Origin of the sequence: Rathayibacter sp. AY1B8, from assembly GCF_002932775.1 — a bacterium.
Lineage (GTDB): Bacteria > Actinomycetota > Actinomycetes > Actinomycetales > Microbacteriaceae > Rathayibacter.
Window position 1 is genome coordinate 81,032 of record NZ_PSWJ01000004.1, and the last position, 18,482, is coordinate 99,513.

The window sequence follows — 18,482 nt, forward strand, 5'->3', positions numbered from 1 at the left end:
TTGCGGACATGCTCGCGATCTACCACCTCGACCTGTACGACCCGGCCGTCCTCGCGCGCCCATGGCTGGGTGTCAGGCACGCCCTGTTCGCGCTGTTCGACCATCCCGACTCGCTACTACGGCGGGCACTCACCCGGAGGTAGACGATGCGCGCAGCCGAGCTCGAAGTCCTGTTCACCGCCAACACGTCCGACGTCGAGAAGGCGGAGAAGGACGTCAAGGCGGCAGGCAAGCGCATCGAGTCGAAGAAGATCGAGGCAACGGTCGACGCGAACTCGAAGCCCGCGATCGAGGGGCTCGAGGATGTCGAGCAGGCCGCTAAGAAGCTCGTCTCGAAGGATGTCATCGTCAAGGTCGACGCGGAAGTGTCGAAGGCCGAGGCCGACGCGGACAAGCTTCGTCAGAAGCTCGACTACCTCAATGCGATCAAGACCGACGTCGAGGTCACGGCGGATATCGCTCGTGCTGAGGCGCAGCTGTCGCGCGTAGACCGGTCCCTGACTGCGCTTCGCTCGGCTCGAGCCGAGATGACCGTCGACGCGGACATCTCCCCGGCAGAGAATGCCTTCGAGGAGGCCACTGAGTCGGCGTCCGAGTCGGGTGACGACGCCGGTCAGAACTTCGGCGGAGCGCTCCTGACCGCCCTTGTAGCCCTCCCGATCGCGGGCACGGTCGTCGGAATCGGCAAAGCCGCCGCGGACGCGCTGTCTCAGGCGTTCAAAGAAGGTCTCGCTATCGAGGTAGGCCGTGACCGCCTTGAGGCGCTCACTGGGATCAGTCCCGAGCAGGCTGCAAAGTTCGCGCGCGTCTCGGGTGAGGCCTACGTGAACGTGTTCGGCGAGTCGGTCGAAGCAAACATGGACACTACGCGGCTGGCGTTGCAGTTCGACCTCATCGACCCGGAGGCAACGAACCGCGACGCGCAGAAAGTCGTTGAGGGCCTCAGTGGCATCGCCGACGTACTGAGCGAGGACGTGCAGCCGGTCGCCGTGGCGACGACCCAGCTCCTTCGTTCCGGCCTCGCGAAGTCCTCGCAGGAGGCATTCGACATCCTCGCGGCCGGCGCCCGCAACGGCATCAACGCCAGCGAGGACATGCTCGACACGTTCACTGAGTACCCGGTCGTACTCGCGAAGCTCGGTCTCTCGGGCGAGGAGGCACTCGGCCTCATCAACCAGGGCCTGAAGGATGGCGCCCGCAACAGCGACGTCGTCGCCGACGCGCTCAAGGAAGTCCAGATCCGCGCCACGGACGGGTCTGCCGCCAGCGCCGAGGGCTACAAGCTCATCGGCCTGAACGCGGAAGAAATGACCGCCAAGATCGCAGCCGGCGGAGAGGGCGCCAAGGAGGGCCTGCAGCAGATCCTCACCGGGCTCCGCGACATGGAAGACCCGCTGCAGCGGAACCTGGCCGCGGTCGCGCTCTTCGGCCCGAAGGCCGAGGACATGGGTGATGCGCTGTTCGCGCTTGACCTCTCGACCGCGGTCGCGCAGCTCGACGGCGTGACCGGTTCTGCGCAGAAGATGTTCGACACTCTCGCGAGCAACGACGCGTCGAAGATCGAGGGAGCCCTGCGCAGTATCGAGGTCGCCTCGAACGGTGTGAAGGGTGCTCTGGCTGCAGCGTTCGGTGAGGGCCTGGGTGAGCTCGCGACGTTCGTGACCGAGAACCGCGGGCCTGTCCTGCAGTTCCTGTCGGACATGGTGAACGGCGCAATCGACTTCGGTCAGTCGATCATCGAGTCCGCTGCGGGCGGTACGGAGGCGTTCGGCGAGTTCGTCGCCGGTCCCGGCCGTGACGCGGTCCTGCTGATCGCGAACCTGATGCACCTGCTCGGGCAGGACACGACCGAGATCGAGGACCTGGCGTCCGACATGGATGTCTTCGACGAGAAGGCTGAGTCCGCTGCGGGGAACATCCGCGGGCTGAGCGACAACCTCGAGAACGGTCGCGGCAAGTTCAACGAGTTCTTCGACCCGCAGATCGACCTCGGATACCTGAACGACCGCACTCTGGCGCTTGCCGGGGCGATCGACGCGGTCGGTTACGCGGCGGACGGTTCGAAGATCTCGCTTGAGGGCGTGGATACCGCGAACCTGTCCGCTTCGGAGTCCGGGGCGACCCTTGAGGGTCAGGTGCGGGCGGCGATTGCGGCGCTCAGTGAGCAGGTCGATGCGGCAGCCGCGTCGGGGGAAGCGCAGGAAGCGCTGACCGGTCGGTACAACACGGCGACGGATGCTCTGGTCGGGCAGCTGACCCAGATGGGTCTCACCGAGGAGCAGGCGCAATCGCTGATCGACACGGTGCTGAAGACGCCACCGTCGGCGACGACTGCGTTCTCGTCGAACGCTCCGGAGCAGCAGGGCAAGGTGCAGTCCCTCGCGGATCGCATCGTGACACTTCCGGATGGATCGGTGGTTATCACGGCGGACGCTTCGTCCGCTTATGCCGAGACGGACGCCTATCTCCGGTACGTCAACTCTCGATCGGCGACGATCAAGGTCAACGCCACGAACCCCAACATCGGGTTTGGACTCGGCGACGGCCGCGCGAACGGCGGCGCGATCTACGGACCGGGCGGCCCGCGCGATGATCTCGCCGGCCTGTTCCGCCTCTCGAACGGCGAGCACGTTCTCGACGCGGAAGACGTTCGACGCATGGGCGGGCAGGAGGCGGTCTACCGCTTCCGGCAGTCGCTCGACGCGGGCACGCTCAAGGGCTTCGCTACCGGCGGTGCGGTGAGCGTGCCGGACTCCACGTGGGCCGTGGGGCCATATCAGCCCGTTGTCAACACGATGTCGGTCGCAGCGCCTGCCGCAACCGTCGCGACGGCAGTCAGCCGCGACCGGCCCATCATGATGGACGGACGCCTCTTTGCGATCCTCCGCGAGCAGGCGAATGGCGACGCACACATCATCGTCGCCGATGCCTTCGCGCGGTACCTGCAGGACGAGCAGCGAGGGAAGTGGAGATGACCATGATCGTCACTGCCGCCGCGCGTCCTCTCGGGGTGCTCACTCCTCACGCCGAGGTGACGGTCGAGTCTGTGCCTGCTGGCACGTCGACCGTCACCGTGACTCGGAGGCAGGAGCGTCGGGAGTTCCTGACTCGCGGCTTCGTGGATCTTGATCGCAACGATGACCTCTTCGTCCGTGACTTCGAGATGCCGTTCGGTATCGCCGTGACCTACGTTGCGACTGCTGTTGACGCGGCGGGCGTGGTGCTCGGTACGGCGGAGTCGGGTCCGGTGCGGATGCAGACGAAGCCGAGCACCGTCACGATCCACGACCCGATCCGGCCCGCGAACGCACTGACTCTCGCGCTCGGCAAGAACGCGATCACGGGGGGTAGCCGCCCGCTCGGTGGCGGAATTGTCCCGATCACGAACCGCTCGGTTCCCGTTTCGGTCAGCACGGTCCGCGCAGGCTGGTCGCAGCTCTCACTCGATGTCGTCACCTTCCAGGACGATGAAGCGGAAGCGCTCGAGGCGCTCCTCGGTGGCTACGACGAGGATCTCGGTTCCGGCGTCCTCTGCTTCCGCGTCGCAGGCAACGTCCCGCCGCTCATTCCTCGCACGTTTTTCGCGCGCGTGGATCAGCCGCAGCCGCAGTGGTGGCCGGGCGGCGACGGGAACGGCAACCCGCGCGCGGAGTGGACGCTGACCGCGACCGAGGTGCAGCCTCCCGCGCCGGCGCTCGTGGAGCCGATCGTGACGTCGGAGGACTGGACGGCTTGGTTGCGCGACAACTTCGGGTGGGAGGGGTTCAACCTGACCTTCCCGACGTGGGCTGCGGCGAACCGTTCGCTCATTCCGCTGGGTTGGGCAACACGTCCCGTCGCCCGGACGGCGTCGTGGGCTGACCTCGAGAAGTGGCTCGTCGACAACGGCGGATGGTCGGGGTTCAACGCCGCATTCACCTCCTGGGCGGATGCGATGCGGTCCCCGAAGCTCGTCGGATGGGCGTCGCGGTGAGGCCCGGAGCGGAAGGCCTCGACCGGGTCCTGTCCGGCGATCACGCGGTCACCTACACCGCACGCGCACTCCGCGAGTGGGATCGCGAGACGATCCCCGTGGTGCCGATCGTGAACGGGCGTCTCAACTTCGATTCGACCCGTCAGGTGTGCGGCAGCGGCTCGGCGACGCTCGCGTTCGCTGACGTTTCCGGCCGCTCCCACGAACCGAAGCACGTCAACGACCCACTCTCCCCGTACGGGAACTGGCTCGAGGTCACCTGCCATGTGCGCTCTGGCCGATTCCATTCGGCGACGGTCCTCGGGAAGTTCGAGATAACGAAGCCGCAAGCGCAGGACCGGGGTTTCGCGAACGTCGGAGGAGTACGCCGCACCACGGCGGAAACGATCACGGTGCGCCTCGACGATGCGTTCGCTGGCACTCTGCGCGAACCGATCTCGGACGTCATGCAGTCGACGGTCGGCCGTTCGATCAGCAGCGAGCTCGCCGACCTGCTGGGGCTACCGGTGCGTGTGGAACGTAACGCGTACGTGTCTGCGCTTGTCGAGTACCCGGAGAACCGCCTCGAGGCGGTGTTCGATCTCGTGAAGCTGGTCGGCGGCGAACCGTACATGCGCTGGGACGGCTCGGTCGGAATCCGGCCCGACGAGTGGCCGGCCCCTTCGTTCTCTCTGCACGATGGGGCGTTCGCGTCGGCTCCCGGGGTGACTGTCGGTTCCATCCAGGTCGACGAGTGGGATTCGGATGATGTGCCGAACCGTGTCGTCGTGATCGCGGAGACGCCCGATCAGCGCACTCTCATCGCGGAGAACCGGATTCGTTCTGGTCCGCTCCGGTACGGGCCGCGAGTGGAGGGCGCTTGGGGGCGGCGGACGAAGACGTACAAGGTCGGGTCTTTCACGGAACAGGTGCAGGTCGATCGGCACCTCGCAGAACGGTTCGCGGCTGATACGACTCCGCGGGCGGTCGGCCTGTCCATCGAGATGCCGGTAGATCCGCGCCTCGAGCCGGGCGACGTCGGGCAGCTGTGGTCGGAGACGATCTCTGCCCGCATCCGCATCAAGGCCGTCGACATCGACATGGCTAGTCCGACGATGAAGGTGAGCGCCTACCTTGCCTGACACCATGACCGGCACGTTCATCGGCTCAGATGGCGACCGGGCTCGCGTCCGGCTTGATAGCGGCTCCGAGATGCTGCTGCGCATCGTCGGCTCCTACATGCCCACCCCTGGCGACACCGTTCGTATCACGCGTGACGGCGGAACGATCCTCGTCGATGGGCTCGCGTTCCCGCGGGAACCCATCGGCTCCATCGTCGACGTCGGCCCGTCGAGGGACGCTCAAGGGCGGACCGTTCTCGCGGCCACCGTCCGCACTCAGGACAACCGACTGCTCAGACGCGTCGAGGTCCTGGATCACATCACCGACCCGGCGCCCGGCGACTCTGTCGTCGTGTTCGCCGGTTTCATCATCGGCCGCCGACGCGTGCCGACCACCAGCGAGGAGAGCTGACATGGCCGATGACGCCGTCATGACCCGGGACTCTGACTCCCACGCCCTGCAGATGGGCGCTTTCGAGCCGCCCAGGATGCCGGGCGCGTTCAACCAGATGGTCCGCGACGTGTCGAAGCGCGCGGGGACCGTCGCAGGTTCGATTGCGCAGCGCGACGCGTTCCCGCTCGAGAAGCGATTCCCGGGCCTGTGCTGGGTCGCGATCCCCGACAACCCGACCGGCAACGACATGCCCGTCGAGCTGCACTACTGGTCGGGCACGTTCTGGGAAATCCCGGACAGGAAACAGCGCGTGCTGTGGACGCCGCGGTCGGCATTCGATGTCCGTGACGACGTGGGAATCAAGCAGGGGGAGCGTTTTGACGTTCTCAAGGCAACATGGCGCGACGCCCCTCCCGGGACTTACCTCATCGACGGGCAGTACCTGACCGCGGCCGCACGGTACACAGAGATGATCGTCGCGAGTTCGTATAACGGCGGGTCTTTCAAGGGTGACTACCGGGACGACATCAACACGGACCGCAAGCTGCAGTACTTCAATCACCAGGTCGAAGATCACCGCGGTGGCGACCTTGAAATAAAGGTCTGGGTCACGATGTTCGGCACCTCCGCCGCGATCTACAAGGAGGGGTCCGGCCTTCGCATCTCCTACCTTGGCCGCTACAACAACTGATCGGAGATTGCGGATGCCGTTCAACCCATTCGCTCGCTGGCGAATCACCGGCACCTGGGCAGCCCACATGTCCTATTCGGCTGGCGGTGAGGACTATCCGCTTCCGTACGGGACGGTCCTCCCAGCGCCCGCAGCCGGGACGCTGCACACGTCGGGACGCCCTCGGCTTGGCTCCGAGTTCCAATGCGGCCAGGTCGGCAGCGCCGGGCGCCGCTCGATCCTGATGCTCGATCGTCCGATCCGTGACGTCGTCGCGGTCGTCTTTCAGCATCAATCGGCGTTCGGCTACGAGCGGCACTACGACGAAGGCGCCACCTGCGGCTGGTCCGGCGCGTCGGCCAACGGGCGCGACTGGGGCGGCGACGTCCACCTCCACATTCACTGCCTCAACGCCAGCGGTCAGCGGCGGCGCTTCACCGACTACTTCGGCTCGATCGCGTCCAGCGGCCCAAGCATCCCCGCGGGCGGAATCTCAAGCCCCATCGCCGCGCCGTCCGGTCAGGCGACCCCCACCGCCAAGGAGTTCGACTTCACCATGCCCATGCCTCAGGACGTCCGCGACTACTTCGACGAGCAGTTCAAGGCCGCCACCCAGGACCACGCGAACATCGGATCGAACACCGACCGCCGCGCCGAGAGCCTCAAGAAGACCATTCAGGAGGAGGGTGCCCTGCTCAAGGTCCTTTTCAACAGGGCCTCCGGCATCTACTCGCTGGCCTCCGTAGGCCTGAAGTACTGGTGGGAGCTCGGCCAGGACATCAACAAGGCGACACCTCAGGAGACGTGGCAGGCGCGCAAGGAGTTCGGCGAGGGGACTCTCTCCATCTACAGGGAGCGCGGCTTCGCGCAGACCTGGGTGCACGAGCTCGACGAGGAGGAGTGGAACTTCTACCGCATGCTGTGCACGAACACCCCCACGAACCCCAGCGACGAGAACCTCGCTCACCTCGCCAGCGTCATCGCCAAGCAGAACACGCTCCTCGAGACGATCGCCGCGAAAATCGGCGTCACCGGCCTCGCATGATCCTCCTCCGCACCCCTGAGGGCGGGGCCGGTGCTCGCGACTGAGGCCGCCGATCCGATCACCGCTCTGCTCACCCGCGACTGGGCGGCGTTCGGCGGCTGGTCCCTCTTCATCGGGCTCGGCCTGTACCTGATCATCGGGTACACCCGCGAGTCGCTCGTCCCCGGCGCCCGCTACCGCCGCCTCGAGGAGTCCTCCATCGAGCTCCGCAACGCGAACATCGAGCTGCTGAAGCAGAACGGGCAGCTGCTCACCGCGAACGAGATCACGAAGCACTTCTTCGAGGAGACCGTCCCCAAGCGCGGGGAGGCAACCCCATGAACTGGTTCAAGCGGCACAAGCGCCGCGTCGACCCGGACGATCTGACCGCCCGCGCCGCCGAGTCCGTGCAGCGCGTCGAGGACCAGCAGGAGCGGGTCAACCTCATCACCAGCTGGCTGATCAGCCGCAAGGAAACGAACGGGTTCGGAGACGACTTCGAGTACACCCTGAAGCCGAAGGGGCGCCACCCATGATCGACCTCCTGATCACCCTTCTCACCGGGGCGAACGCGACGTTCTGGATTCTCTCGAACCTCCTCATCGCATACATCGCGGCGATGCTCGTGATCTTCGGGATCGCGTACCCGGTGTTCTTCGATCCCCTGGCGACGACCGCAGGGAAGTTCGTGCTCCTGTTCGCGCTGTCCCTCATCGGCGTCATCGGCCTGGTCTTCATCGGCCTGTTCATCGACCCCCGTAACGGTGTCGAGTGGTGGCAGTACCCGCCGGACATCTACTGGTGGCGGCCCGCCGTCCGCCTCGCCGTGTACACGTGCGTCGCGTTCACCATCACCGGCCTCGTCGTCGTCCTCTGGCTGCGGAAGTTCCGGCCGCAGCTGCTGAAGACCGCCCCCGGAACCGACCAGTCCATCCCCATCAAGCCCCGACGCCCCAAGGAGCACCCGTGATCACGTTCGCCCCCACCTGGATTCAGCTGCTGAGTCTGCTGGTGTCCGTCGTCCTGCCCCTCTTCGTGGGCCTCGTCACCACCCGTGCCACCTCGGCGTCGGTGAAGGCGATCCTCCTCGCCGCGCTCGCGTTCGCCTCCGGTCTCGGCGGGGAGCTCCTCGCCGCACTGAACGCCGGTGTGAGCTACGACCTCGCGACCGGCGTCTTCTCGGGCCTGGCCGCGTTCCTGATCGCCGTGGGCCTCCACTACGGGCTGTGGAAGCCGACCGGCGCCACGTCCGCCGTGCAGGCCGTCGGCCGCCACCGCGCCGAGTAGCACCGCCCCTCCACTACCCCCTCAGCCCCCGCCCAAACAGGCGGGGGCTTTCGCGTTCCACCAGCCCGGCGGTCAACGCGCGGGCGAACTCTTGACAGGAGAACCCGTGCCCCCCACCAGCATCCCGGCCACCCCGGCGGCGAACAGCACCGACTGGCGCCCCTTCATCGACGCGATTGCCGTCGCCGTCAAGGAGCTGCAGTCGGGCGGAGTCGCTGAGCAGACCGTCGGCTACCTGAACGCTGCGGACCCGAAGTGGGGACTCACCCCGTGGGACCCGGACGCGCCGGTCATCAACGACATCACCGCTCTCGCCAACGCCGCGCACGCGCAGAAGAAGGCGATCGTCGTCCCGAACCTGTACAAGATCGGGTCGACCACCGCGGCGTCGAACTTCAACGACAAGAACATGCACCTCATCGGCGGCGGGGTCGGCGGGTTCGTCGGCGAGGGCAACACCCTCGTCCGGCAGCTCATCGCGCCCAGCCCGAACGTCGAGGTTCTCGACTTCTCGGTGAAGACCGTCGGCGTGAAGAACAAGCACACGGCGAACTTCTTCGACGTGCCGGCCGCGGACCTGCAGAAGTTCTGCGCGGACATGGCCTGGCAGGTCGTCGCGTCCGGCGCGGTGCGGTCCGGGAACAGCACGGCGACCGACGGGTTCTTCTCGTGGAGCCTTCCCGGCACCACCCTCCACGACCTGCTCAGCAACGGCGACACGCCCCGCGAGACCGGCAAGGCGGTCATGGCGGAGGCGCTGACCATCCTCGGCGTCACGTTCCTCATCTCGGGCACGACCACCCTCGTCGAGGACGACACCCTGACCGGCGCGACTTCCGGCGCGAAGATGAAGATCGAGGCGTACGGCGAGGACTACAACGGGTCGTCGAACAAGCGCGTCGTCGCCCGCCGCGTGATCGGCACGTTCCAGGTCGGCGAGAACGTCACCCGCAAGGGCACCGTCGTCGGGAAGATCGCGGCCGACGGGCAGGTCGTCACGAAGGGCACCACCCTCTACGACTGGTCCAAGGTCACCGTCGCCCGCTCCCTCCGCAAGCTCGGCGGCTCCCAGGGCGGCTACGCGCCGTCCACGAAGTTCCCCGCCGGCGACTACTTCTCGAACCTCATCAGCCGCACCGACGGGATGATCTTCGACACCACCACCGACCCTGACGCGTCCGGCATCACCCGCGCCGCAGCCGTCGACATCCGCGGCGCTGTGCACGGCCGCTACGAGCACGACGTGTTCAAGTCCGGGTACCGCAACGCCTACCGCCTCGCGTCCCCGCACGGCGGCAAGGTGTCCGGTGCTCAGGTCCTCCGACTCCCCAACGCGTCCGACTCCACCGAGGGCGGCTACGGTTACGGCGTCGAGCTCGAAGGCACCGCGCACAACTTCCTCGTCGAGGACTGCGTCTTCTCCAACGTTCGACACGGCGTCACCACGAACCCGACCGGCAACACCGGCTACCTGACCGCGGTCGGCGACACCCTCCGCCACGGCGTCCAGCGCTTCGTCTACGTCGTCGACTGCAAGACGGAGGACACGTACGCGCCCGGCTTCGACACGCACCACGGAGCGGACAGCGTCTTCTTCATCGGCTGCAAGGTCAACGGCGTCATCTCGGGCGGCGAGAAGGACTCCGACTTCGCCGGTTTCCAGACCCGCTCGAGCAACACCTGGTTCATCGACTGCATCTCGATCGGCGCGTGCGCCGGGTTCACCGACCCGACCGCGGGGTTCACGGTGCCTCAGGGCAACCCGAACCCGAACGGCGGCACGTGGCCGCTCACCCCGATCCACTCGCGGACGACGTACATCAACTGCCAGGCGCTCGACTACGAGGAGATCGGGTTCCGGCAGGGTCTCGCCGCCGAATCCATCCACCACTCCGTCGTCTACGTCGGATGCCTCGCTCGCGGGAAGAAGGACGCCCGCTACCCGACCGTGGGCATGCGCCTCACCGGGGTGACTACGTGGGTCATCGACCCGATCTTCCAGGAGAACAGCCTGGCGATGATCGACATCGAGCAGGGCTCCTACTACGGCCCGACCCCCTCGACCCGCGTGAAGGCGACGATCGGCGTGATCGGCGACACGTTCGCCGACTTCTCCCTCACCCCCACCGACGACTGCGGACTGATCAACGTCGCCGGCTCCTCCTCGGGAGTGCTCACCCTCGCGCTCGCGGGGAACGTCGACGTGGTCCAGAAGGCGGGCGTCACCGGCATGCCCGCCGCGTGGGTGAACGTCACCGGCGGCGCGCTGACCGTGAAGGGGACCGGCGAGATCCGCAACCTCACCGGCACCACCGCCATCCCCCTCACCAAGAAGGCGTCGGCCGCGTCCGTCACGACCGCCACCATCCCGACGACCTCCTGGAGGTAACACATGGCCGGCTTCGGAACAGCGCCCTTCGGGTCGACGCCCTTCGGCAGCGGTGACGGTGAGCCCGTCCCGCCGGAACCGCCCCTGCCCACCCCCGCCACCGTCACCGTCTCCGAGGTCGGCGAGACCGACGCCATCATCACCTGGTCGGGACCCACCCCTACCGCGTACCGGCTGAACGTCGGCGGTCGGCAGCTCGGCGCGGAGGAGTCTCGGGTTCTCGTGCGCGACCTCGAGCCGGACTCCGCGTACACCGTCGTCGTGGAGACGTACGAAACCGCGGACGAGCCCGGGCAGGCAGCCGCACCGGTCGCCTTCCGCACCCTCGGCACGACCACTCTCCCCGAGGAGCCGGAGCCCGGACAGATGTACCCCATCGAGAGGTGGAAGGAGCTCGTGCTCCGGAAGCCGTACCTCGCGAGCGGTTCGTCGGAGGGCATCGTCGTCGCCGAGTCGGCGATCAACAAGCCCGACTACGTCGCCGCTGATCTCTTCCACCGCCGCTTCGGACGCGAGCTCGGCGTGACCTCCGTCAACCAGCACAACGGCGGCCGGCACCGCCTCGACGTCGTCCTCGGGAACCTGAAGGCCGGCTACTACCAGTTCAACAAGTGGGGCCTGATCTCTGAGGCCGCGGGCGGGAACGATGCCGCCTACTGCTGGTCGACTGAGGCGGGCAAGCGCGGGTTCAAGCACAACACGACGGCGCTGCTCGGCCAGTACCGGTCGAAGGCGAAGGTCCTCCCCGGCGACATCGAGACCGGCTCGTGGGTCCCGTCCGAGAACCAGTACTCCGGGAAGACCCGCAAGTCGACGACTCCCGGATCGACGCAGACGATCAAGTTCACCGGCGTCGGCGCGACCCTGTTCATGCTCGGCTACACAGACCTCGAGGTGGCGACGAACTTCGCCGGCTCGGAGTTCACGTGGTCGATCGACGGGTCCACGCCGATCAGCCGCTCCACTAAGCGGCAGGGCGTCGCAGGGTCGGACAAGCCGAAGAACTCGGTCGTCCCGATCCACTTCCGCGACCTCGCGCCCGGCGAGCACACCGTCGTCATCAAGCACACGGGCTCCGAAGGCGACCCGCTGATCGTCGACTCGCTGTGGATCTGGCACGACCGCGTCCAGGACATGCCATTCACGATCATGCTCCCGCCCGCGCAGACCACGTTCACCGGTCTCCTGCTGTACCCGGAGCCCCGCCCGACGAACGACATCATCGTCAAGTTCCGCGAGCTGCAGGACGAGGCGTTCGATGAGTTCGGCCGCGACGGTACTTTCGGCGGCGTCCCCGGCGAGCTCATCGACCGGTACTTCCCGCCGAACGACCGCAGCAAGCGGCTCGGTGACGGCCTGCACCCGAACTACGCCGGCCACGAGTCGATCGCGCGGGGGCTGCTCGAGGCGATCGAGATGTTCACGCCGACGTCGTACATCCCGACGCCGACGGACCCGACCGATCCCACCGATCCCGTCGACCCGACGGACCCCGTCGACCCGACCGACCCGACCGATCCGGTGGAGCCGACCCCGGAGCCCGACCCGACCATCACGGTCTCGATCCTCGTCCCGGCCAGGGACGCGGTCGCATCGTCGGCGGTGACGTTCCTGTGGACCAGCGAGCCCCGGCAGTACACGCTCTCGAGCGCTCTGTTCATCAACGGGCGGAAGATCGCGGACGGCGCCCCGTACGGGCAGGCGTGGACGGTCACCGTCCCCCTCGAGGACTTCCCCGCCGCGGACAGCAACGGCTACGTCCGTTGGAGCGCCCAGACCATCACCCCGTACGGGACGGTCAAGTCGATCGAGCGTCTTCTCCGCATCGAGAAGCCGCCGGTCGTGCCGCGTCCGAACCCGCCCCGCCTGACGTTCTCGGACCTGAAGGCGACGTCGGTCGTCCTCAGCGGCGCGGCAGCCGACGTGCCCGGCGACGTCGACCGGTACGAGCTGCGCCGCGGGTCGACCGTGGTCCGCTCAAGCAAGTCGATCGCTGACTTCGCGACGGTCATCGAGACGCTCACCGAGAACACCGCGTACCAGTACACGCTCGTCGCGATCGGGCCGGGCGGGGAGTCGACTCCTGCGGGGGTCAGCTTCCGCAGCCCGTTCGCTCCGATCGGGATCATCCCGAACTGGTTCGAGACGGGACCGAGCTCGACCGATGGCGCCTCCGGTCCCGTGTCGGGTGACGTGTACGTCCGGTACAGCAGTGACGTCCGCACCACGGACGGCCGCCAGCTGACCTCGACGCAGCAGCTGGTGCGCGCGGTCGACGGCTACTTCCTCGACCCGCAGACCGGCGAACCGTGGCGCGGCTACCGGTCGCCGAACCCGGACGACTACATCGAGTGGATCGAACGGTTCATCGGCCCGGACGGGCGTGCGTCGACTCGCACGCGTCGGTTCCGGTTCCCGGCGACCGCGACCGGATCGATGGTCGAGTACCTCGAACGCGTCTGGATCGACGACGCCCCCTCGGGGACCTCGCTCCCGATCTGGGCGCAGCAGCTCGACGCTCAGATCGCGGCGACGAAAGCTGCCGCTGTCCAGCTGGTGCAGGACGTCGAGGAGTCGACCGCGGCGGCTGTCGCTGACGTCAAGGCGGCGACCGACGCTGCCGTCGCCGATGTCGCATCCGAAGCGGACCGTCTCGACGCGGTCGTCAACGAGGCGAAGGCGATCGCAGCTGCGGGCGCCTGGTCGGCTGAGAAGCAGGCTCAGGCGCAGGGCTTCCACATGGTCTACTCGGCGACGGCTCCGACGCAGACGACCATGTACGGGGTCCCGGTGATCTGGATGAACCTGCCTGCCGCTCCGGTGGTCGTGCCGGTTCTTCCGCCTGCGCCGCTGTGGATCGAGACGAGCACGACGTACGTGATCCCCTCGGGGGTCGTCGGCGTCGAGTACCGGCTCGGCACGTCGCCGACCGGGCTCGTGCTCACGCAGGGCCAGACGTACACGTGGGACAAGGCGAACGGGATGGTCACGGTCACGGCGCGAGCTCTGCCCGGCTACATCCTGCCGACGACGTTCTCCTGGTCGCACACCTACCTCGACGTCACGAAGGCGAAGCTCGTGGGCTCGGACACCTTCTCCGGTGCCGCGTCGCCCACGATGGTCGGCCGCACGCTCGACAACGCGCTCGGCGGCTCCGGCTCGCTGATGTGGAGGGGGCCGCGACTGATCACGAACCCGCTGTGGACGCCCCCGAACATCAACTTCACCGGGGGCGGATTCACCGGATGCGGCCCGTCCGGCAACTCGAGCCTCGTCTACAACGCGCCGCCGGCCGCCATCAACCCGACGCTGGTCGGGTCGACGACGGGCGGCACGCTCGCCGCCGGCACCTACTTCTACGTGGTGACGGCGACGGTGGCGGTCGGCGAGACGGGCGTCTGGAACCAGAAGTCGGTCGTGCTGACCGGCTCGACGTCGAGCGCGACGCTGACGTGGGCTGCGGTGACCGGCGCGACCGGCTACCGCATCTGGCGCAGCAACACATCGGGCACGGAGAAGCTGCTGGCGACGCTCCCCTCGAGCGCCCTCAGCTACGTCGACACGGGCGCCGCGACGCCGGGCACGCTCACCCCGCCCTACCTGGACCGCGCCCCGGGCGGCAACGTCGCAGGTCAGCTGCAGCTCGCGTCCCCGTACCAGCGGGTTACGTTCACGCTGTCGGGAGTCACGGCGACTACCGACGCGGTCGACATCGCGTTCGCCTGCCCCACAAGCACGAACGTGCGCGGGCATGGATATCAGGTGAACCTCTTCAACGGCACCGTTCGGCTGTTCCCTGGCGTCGACGGGTCGTCCGTGGTCAGCTACGGTGCCGCCGATCGCGTGGACATCGCTCGCTCGACGACGTTCAACGGCGCGTGGGACGTCTACTGTATTGCGGGCACGCTGACGGCGATCGCGCCTGACGGCCAGATGTATACAGCCGGCCTGAAGGCGTACCAGCCGGGCGCGACGACCGCGGAACGTGCCGGTGGCACGATCTTCGCGTTCGGCGTCGCGGGCAACGCAGCAGTCACCAACGTGCGGATCTACGAAGTGGGGGCCTGATGCCAGGCGTGAAGGCGGATAACGGCTATTGGCAGCCTGTGCCCGAGTCGCACTACGCGGCCGGGCAGTGGAACCGGCCTGCGCTGAAAGGCGTGTTCCCCGGTTCCCTGTTCGACCCGTACATCGCAGAAGGAACCGTCCTCACGCGCGACGTGCGCGGCGCTGCCATGCCGGTGGCGTCGCGCTCTTCGGATCACGCGAAGTGGATGGTCGACAACCTCAACAACGGCGGCGGCTTCGGGCCGACCGGGTTCAACACCTCCCAGTTTGGGACGCACCCGATCGCGGTCTACACCGTCGACTCGAGCGCACCCGACGCCGAGTGGCAGTACGTCGACTCCGCCTCGGCTGGCGGCGGCCAGAATCAGGCCATGATCGACCTCTACTGCAAGGGGCCGATCCCGCTGCCGCACTGGGTCGTCGCCCCGTCGCAGGGTGACAGGGGGCTGGCGCTGTACGACCGGGCGACGGGCATCATGCGGGAGTACTTCTACTTCCAGCAGGTGCCCGGCCGCCCCCTCCATTGGATGGCGAACGTCGCCGGGGTGTCGATCGGAAACCCGGACTTCGCTCGCATGGCGGAGGTGAACCCGGGAGCTCAGCTGCGCGCGGGCGGGAACGCGGTCGTCGGGATGCACAACCCGCTCGGCTTCATCGGCATCGCCGAGGTGCTGCGCGGCGAGATCGGCCACGCCATCGCGTTCACGTGCGCGAACATGGGCCGCGGCTACTCGTGGCCCGCACGTGGCGGTGACGGCCTCGTCGACAACGAGCCGAAGGCGCCACTCGAGGGCCAGTGGTGCCGACTCCCGGCCTCCCTGGACCCGATGCGCAACCCGCTGACGGGCGACCCGTACAACCCGATGACGAGGCTCATCATCCGCGCCGCGCAGCGCTACGGCATGTTCGCGTCGGACAAGAACCTCTTCGTGCACGCCTTCAATGCGGAGCACGGCGGGCAGTGGAAGCACCTGTACGGCGAGGACCCATGGGCGCCCGGCGGGATCATGCACCAGCGGGTCGGCGGCACAACGGCGGACCCGGCAAGCGGCGGCTTCAACGTGCAGGACTTCCCCTGGCACCTGACCGAGTGGGCGCCCGTCGACTGGGGACGCCCGTCCCCGGACTTCTGGCTCCGCCCCGGGGAGCCCCTGCCGTGGGTCGCGCCACCGCCCGCCAAGACGCTCGCCTGGTCGGGGAGGACGTGGTCGATCCGCACCGGGAAGGCGCTCTCGCCCGGCCCGAACGACTTCGGCGGCACGACCCAGAACGTCGCGGTCGAGAGCGACGGTCGGCTCCGCCTGTCCATCGCCAAGGTCGACGGCGTCTGGACGAGCGCCGAGGTCCACGACACCGCGGGCAGTCTCGGCTATGGCCGGTACCGGTGGGTCTACGACATGGACGTGACCGGAATGGACTGGAAGCCCGTGCTCGGGCTGTTCACCTACGACGACGACCCCGCGTCGGCGCCGCACTTCCGCGAGATCGACATCGAGACCACGAAGTGGAACTGGGTCGGGGAGCCATCGCGGCAGTGGTACTCCGTCCACCCGACCGTGGGAATCATCGAGCCGCGAACCGGACCGGTCGAACCCCGGATGGGCGAGCACGGGATGTCCGCCGCCGGGCCTTACACGGGCGAGTTCGTCTGGCAGCCGGGCATGGTCTACTTCCGCACGCTCGACGCGAACGGCGTCGTCCTCGGTGAGCACGTCGTCACCGAGGGTGTTCAGGTGCCGGGCACGGAGAACGTGCGGATGAACCTGTGGCTGGTCAACGGGGACGCCCCCGCGGACGGCAAGCAGGTCGACGTCTACCTTCGCTCGTTCGACTTCGCCCCCGGGGTGACGTACAGCCAGCGCAAGGCCGCCGTCGTGACCGAAGCCTTCGACGACCCGCACGGATGGTCGCTGCGCGGAGGAGCGACGATCACGGGTGGCGAGCTCGTCATGCCGTCCGTGTCGACCTACGCTGCGGCGACCGGCGGCTCGGTGATCGACCTGCGGGAGTCGTCGGCTCAGATCGAGGTGACGGCGATTCCAGAGGGGCGCGGCGGATACAGCCAGGAGGCGCTGTGGTTCCTCCGGTACGACGGGAACAACTTCCTGCTGTTCTTCTACTCAGCCGGCGGCCTGTACGTCCGGGCGCTGCAGAACGGCGTGCAGACGCAGTTCCAGATCCCCGCGTTCGACCCGGCCGTGCACCGGTGGTGGCGGATGGCGCACGCGGGCAGCACGCTCACGTTCTCCACGTCACCAGACGGCACGACCTGGACGAGCCGCGGGACCATCCCCGCGACGATGTCCTCGCAGAAGCTGTCGACGCTCCGGCACCGACTCGAGTCCGGCATCTACGGAGACGCGGCCGACGCCTCCACTCCGTTCAAGGTCGGACGCATCGGGACCTGACCTGAACGCACGAAACGCCCCCTCACCCTCCGCTCCGGCGGTCGGGTGAGGGGGCATTTCGTCGTTGGCGGCGGCATGCGCCACCACGGCCACATCTCGCGCCTGCGCGGTCGTCAGAGGCGTCCGCCCGGCAGGCTGGCCCGATGAGCGATGCAGAGCACCACCTCGTGATGGTCACCCGCCTCTGGTCCGATGCCCCGACCGTTCTCGGCGTCTACCGCACTTCGGAGGAAGCAGAGGCGGCGATCACCGCGGACGCAAACCCTGATCCGGCGCCGGACCGGTACCACCACGAGACGTGGAACGGCGGTCAGAGGATCAACTAGCGGCCCTCGCAGCTCGCCTGAGTGTCGAGCTCAAGACCGAGCAGCGTGCGCACGCGAGGACCGGCAGCCTTCTCTTCGTCAGAACGAGGGCTGAAGTTGATCGAGAGGGCCTCGTCCGCAGAGGACGCCTGGATGAAGCGGTCGAGATCCGCGAGATCCTTGAAGTAGGAGCCCGCGATCACGTCGATGTCACCGTCCACCTCCGTGGGCCAATCGGTGTCGTCGGTGGAGAACGCGACGGCGGCCTGCTGGTTGGCGTCACGCAGCGCGACTGCCGCCTGCTGCAGCGGGGCAATATCCGCGCCCGAGCCGGCGGCGACCACCGAGTCGTACGCGTCGTTGAAGGTCTCCCCCGCGATGTTCGCGGGGCAGACGCCATCGAGGTAAGCCGCGGCTGCTGCCTCCTTCGACAGCGGTCCGGCGGCAGCAGGCTCGGAGGTGGGCGCTGGGCTGGCGGTGTCAGTCGCTGCGGGTGTCGGGTCCGCCTGCTCCCCCGAGGGCGCCGGGGCGGCAGTGCATCCGGCGAGGAGGAGGACCGCAGCCAGTACCGGCACGTAGCGCTTCATGAGGGCGACTCTACCGAGCGCTCGTGTCGGTGGTCGACCGCAGTATCGGTCGATGGGAACACGCTTCGACCCGAACCACCCCGAGCGCCCCGACGAAGAGGGCGACCCGTTCGTCCGGGCCTGGCGCAACGCGGGCGAGGAGGCACCGTGGCTGCTCGCCTGGCGCGACGGGAAGGTCATGGTGAACGCGGTCACCGGTCGATACATGTACGACTCCGAAATGCGCGACAACGCGAACCAGCGCGGTCGGGGTGGGCGCCGGCACTGAGATTGACGC

The 18,482-nt window shown here is 67.7% G+C and carries 16 protein-coding genes; 15 read left to right on the forward strand and 1 reads right to left on the reverse strand.

Annotated elements, in window-relative coordinates; translation table 11 throughout:
- Positions 1 to 146 precede the first annotated feature (146 nt).
- From C5C63_RS04580 to C5C63_RS04645, 14 genes are all read left to right on the forward strand, one after another.
- Complete coding sequence (locus C5C63_RS04580) at positions 147 to 2,975, forward strand: phage tail tape measure protein (protein ID WP_104325566.1); 2,829 nt, start codon at positions 147 to 149, stop codon at positions 2,973 to 2,975.
- On the forward strand, positions 2,972 to 3,973 hold the full coding sequence (locus tag C5C63_RS04585) for a hypothetical protein (RefSeq protein WP_146086354.1): 1,002 nt from the start codon (positions 2,972 to 2,974) through the stop codon (positions 3,971 to 3,973). Before C5C63_RS04580 ends, C5C63_RS04585 begins: the two co-directional genes overlap by 4 nt.
- Positions 3,958 to 5,094 carry a hypothetical protein gene (locus C5C63_RS04590; RefSeq protein WP_104325568.1) on the forward strand — a complete coding sequence of 379 codons (1,137 nt, stop codon included), beginning with the start codon at positions 3,958 to 3,960 and terminating at the stop codon, positions 5,092 to 5,094. The genes C5C63_RS04585 and C5C63_RS04590 overlap by 16 nt, the downstream gene beginning before the upstream one ends.
- A gap of 4 nt (positions 5,095 to 5,098) precedes the next feature.
- Positions 5,099 to 5,485 (forward strand): hypothetical protein, encoded by a 387-nt coding sequence (locus C5C63_RS04595; RefSeq protein ID WP_104325569.1) that lies wholly within the window; start codon positions 5,099 to 5,101, stop codon positions 5,483 to 5,485.
- A 1-nt stretch (position 5,486) separates the two neighbouring features.
- A complete protein-coding gene (locus C5C63_RS04600; RefSeq protein ID WP_104325570.1) occupies positions 5,487 to 6,158 on the forward strand; it encodes a hypothetical protein in 672 nt (223 codons plus the stop codon).
- 223 nt (positions 6,159 to 6,381) lie between these two features.
- Positions 6,382 to 7,182 carry a hypothetical protein gene (locus C5C63_RS04605; protein ID WP_104325571.1) on the forward strand — a complete coding sequence of 267 codons (801 nt, stop codon included), beginning with the start codon at positions 6,382 to 6,384 and terminating at the stop codon, positions 7,180 to 7,182.
- A 30-nt stretch (positions 7,183 to 7,212) separates the two neighbouring features.
- The gene (locus C5C63_RS04610) at positions 7,213 to 7,503 is read left to right on the forward strand and encodes a hypothetical protein (protein ID WP_104325572.1); all 291 of its coding nucleotides are present in this window, start codon (positions 7,213 to 7,215) and stop codon (positions 7,501 to 7,503) included.
- The gene (locus tag C5C63_RS04615; protein WP_104325573.1) at positions 7,500 to 7,697 is read left to right on the forward strand and encodes a hypothetical protein; all 198 of its coding nucleotides are present in this window, start codon (positions 7,500 to 7,502) and stop codon (positions 7,695 to 7,697) included. Before C5C63_RS04610 ends, C5C63_RS04615 begins: the two co-directional genes overlap by 4 nt.
- Entirely contained in the window at positions 7,694 to 8,131 is a 438-nt protein-coding gene (locus C5C63_RS04620) for a hypothetical protein (protein WP_104325574.1), read from the forward strand. Before C5C63_RS04615 ends, C5C63_RS04620 begins: the two co-directional genes overlap by 4 nt.
- Positions 8,128 to 8,448, forward strand: a complete 321-nt coding sequence (locus C5C63_RS04625) for a hypothetical protein (RefSeq protein WP_104249419.1) — start codon at positions 8,128 to 8,130, stop codon at positions 8,446 to 8,448. Before C5C63_RS04620 ends, C5C63_RS04625 begins: the two co-directional genes overlap by 4 nt.
- A gap of 106 nt (positions 8,449 to 8,554) precedes the next feature.
- Positions 8,555 to 10,837 (forward strand): hypothetical protein, encoded by a 2,283-nt coding sequence (locus tag C5C63_RS04630; RefSeq protein ID WP_104325575.1) that lies wholly within the window; start codon positions 8,555 to 8,557, stop codon positions 10,835 to 10,837.
- Positions 10,838 to 10,840: 3 nt separating this feature from the next.
- Positions 10,841 to 14,905, forward strand: coding sequence for a hypothetical protein (locus tag C5C63_RS04635; protein ID WP_104325576.1), 4,065 nt, complete (start codon positions 10,841 to 10,843; stop codon positions 14,903 to 14,905).
- A complete protein-coding gene (locus tag C5C63_RS16930) occupies positions 14,905 to 17,313 on the forward strand; it encodes a hypothetical protein (RefSeq protein WP_181110556.1) in 2,409 nt (802 codons plus the stop codon). The genes C5C63_RS04635 and C5C63_RS16930 overlap by 1 nt, the downstream gene beginning before the upstream one ends.
- Before the next feature lie 143 nt (positions 17,314 to 17,456).
- Complete coding sequence (locus C5C63_RS04645; protein ID WP_104325577.1) at positions 17,457 to 17,639, forward strand: hypothetical protein; 183 nt, start codon at positions 17,457 to 17,459, stop codon at positions 17,637 to 17,639.
- Here C5C63_RS04645 and C5C63_RS04650 read toward each other — a convergent pair.
- The gene (locus tag C5C63_RS04650; protein ID WP_104325578.1) at positions 17,636 to 18,205 is read right to left on the reverse strand and encodes a hypothetical protein; all 570 of its coding nucleotides are present in this window, start codon (positions 18,203 to 18,205) and stop codon (positions 17,636 to 17,638) included. The two genes, C5C63_RS04645 and C5C63_RS04650, sit on opposite strands and share 4 nt — an antisense overlap.
- Positions 18,206 to 18,257: 52 nt before the next feature.
- On the opposite strand from C5C63_RS04650, the gene C5C63_RS04655 reads away from it, so the two are divergent.
- Positions 18,258 to 18,473: a hypothetical protein gene (locus C5C63_RS04655; protein ID WP_104325579.1), complete on the forward strand. Its 216-nt coding sequence runs from the start codon at positions 18,258 to 18,260 to the stop codon at positions 18,471 to 18,473.
- Positions 18,474 to 18,482 lie beyond the last annotated feature (9 nt).

Excerpts from the sequence above, each read along its gene's own strand:
- C5C63_RS04650 (WP_104325578.1), bottom strand. The coding sequence starts at position 18,205 with ATGAAGCGCTACGTGCCGGTACTGGCTGCGGTCCTCCTCCTCGCCGGA.
- C5C63_RS04580 (WP_104325566.1), top strand. The coding sequence starts at position 147 with ATGCGCGCAGCCGAGCTCGAAGTCCTGTTCACCGCCAACACGTCCGAC.
- C5C63_RS04585 (WP_146086354.1), top strand. The coding sequence starts at position 2,972 with ATGACCATGATCGTCACTGCCGCCGCGCGTCCTCTCGGGGTGCTCACT.
- C5C63_RS04645 (WP_104325577.1), top strand. The coding sequence starts at position 17,457 with ATGAGCGATGCAGAGCACCACCTCGTGATGGTCACCCGCCTCTGGTCC.
- C5C63_RS16930 (WP_181110556.1), top strand. The coding sequence starts at position 14,905 with ATGCCAGGCGTGAAGGCGGATAACGGCTATTGGCAGCCTGTGCCCGAG.
- C5C63_RS04620 (WP_104325574.1), top strand. The coding sequence starts at position 7,694 with ATGATCGACCTCCTGATCACCCTTCTCACCGGGGCGAACGCGACGTTC.
- C5C63_RS04635 (WP_104325576.1), top strand. The coding sequence starts at position 10,841 with ATGGCCGGCTTCGGAACAGCGCCCTTCGGGTCGACGCCCTTCGGCAGC.
- C5C63_RS04590 (WP_104325568.1), top strand. The coding sequence starts at position 3,958 with ATGGGCGTCGCGGTGAGGCCCGGAGCGGAAGGCCTCGACCGGGTCCTG.
- C5C63_RS04600 (WP_104325570.1), top strand. The coding sequence starts at position 5,487 with ATGGCCGATGACGCCGTCATGACCCGGGACTCTGACTCCCACGCCCTG.
- C5C63_RS04655 (WP_104325579.1), top strand. The coding sequence starts at position 18,258 with ATGGGAACACGCTTCGACCCGAACCACCCCGAGCGCCCCGACGAAGAG.
- C5C63_RS04615 (WP_104325573.1), top strand. The coding sequence starts at position 7,500 with ATGAACTGGTTCAAGCGGCACAAGCGCCGCGTCGACCCGGACGATCTG.
- C5C63_RS04605 (WP_104325571.1), top strand. The coding sequence starts at position 6,382 with ATGCTCGATCGTCCGATCCGTGACGTCGTCGCGGTCGTCTTTCAGCAT.
- C5C63_RS04595 (WP_104325569.1), top strand. The coding sequence starts at position 5,099 with ATGACCGGCACGTTCATCGGCTCAGATGGCGACCGGGCTCGCGTCCGG.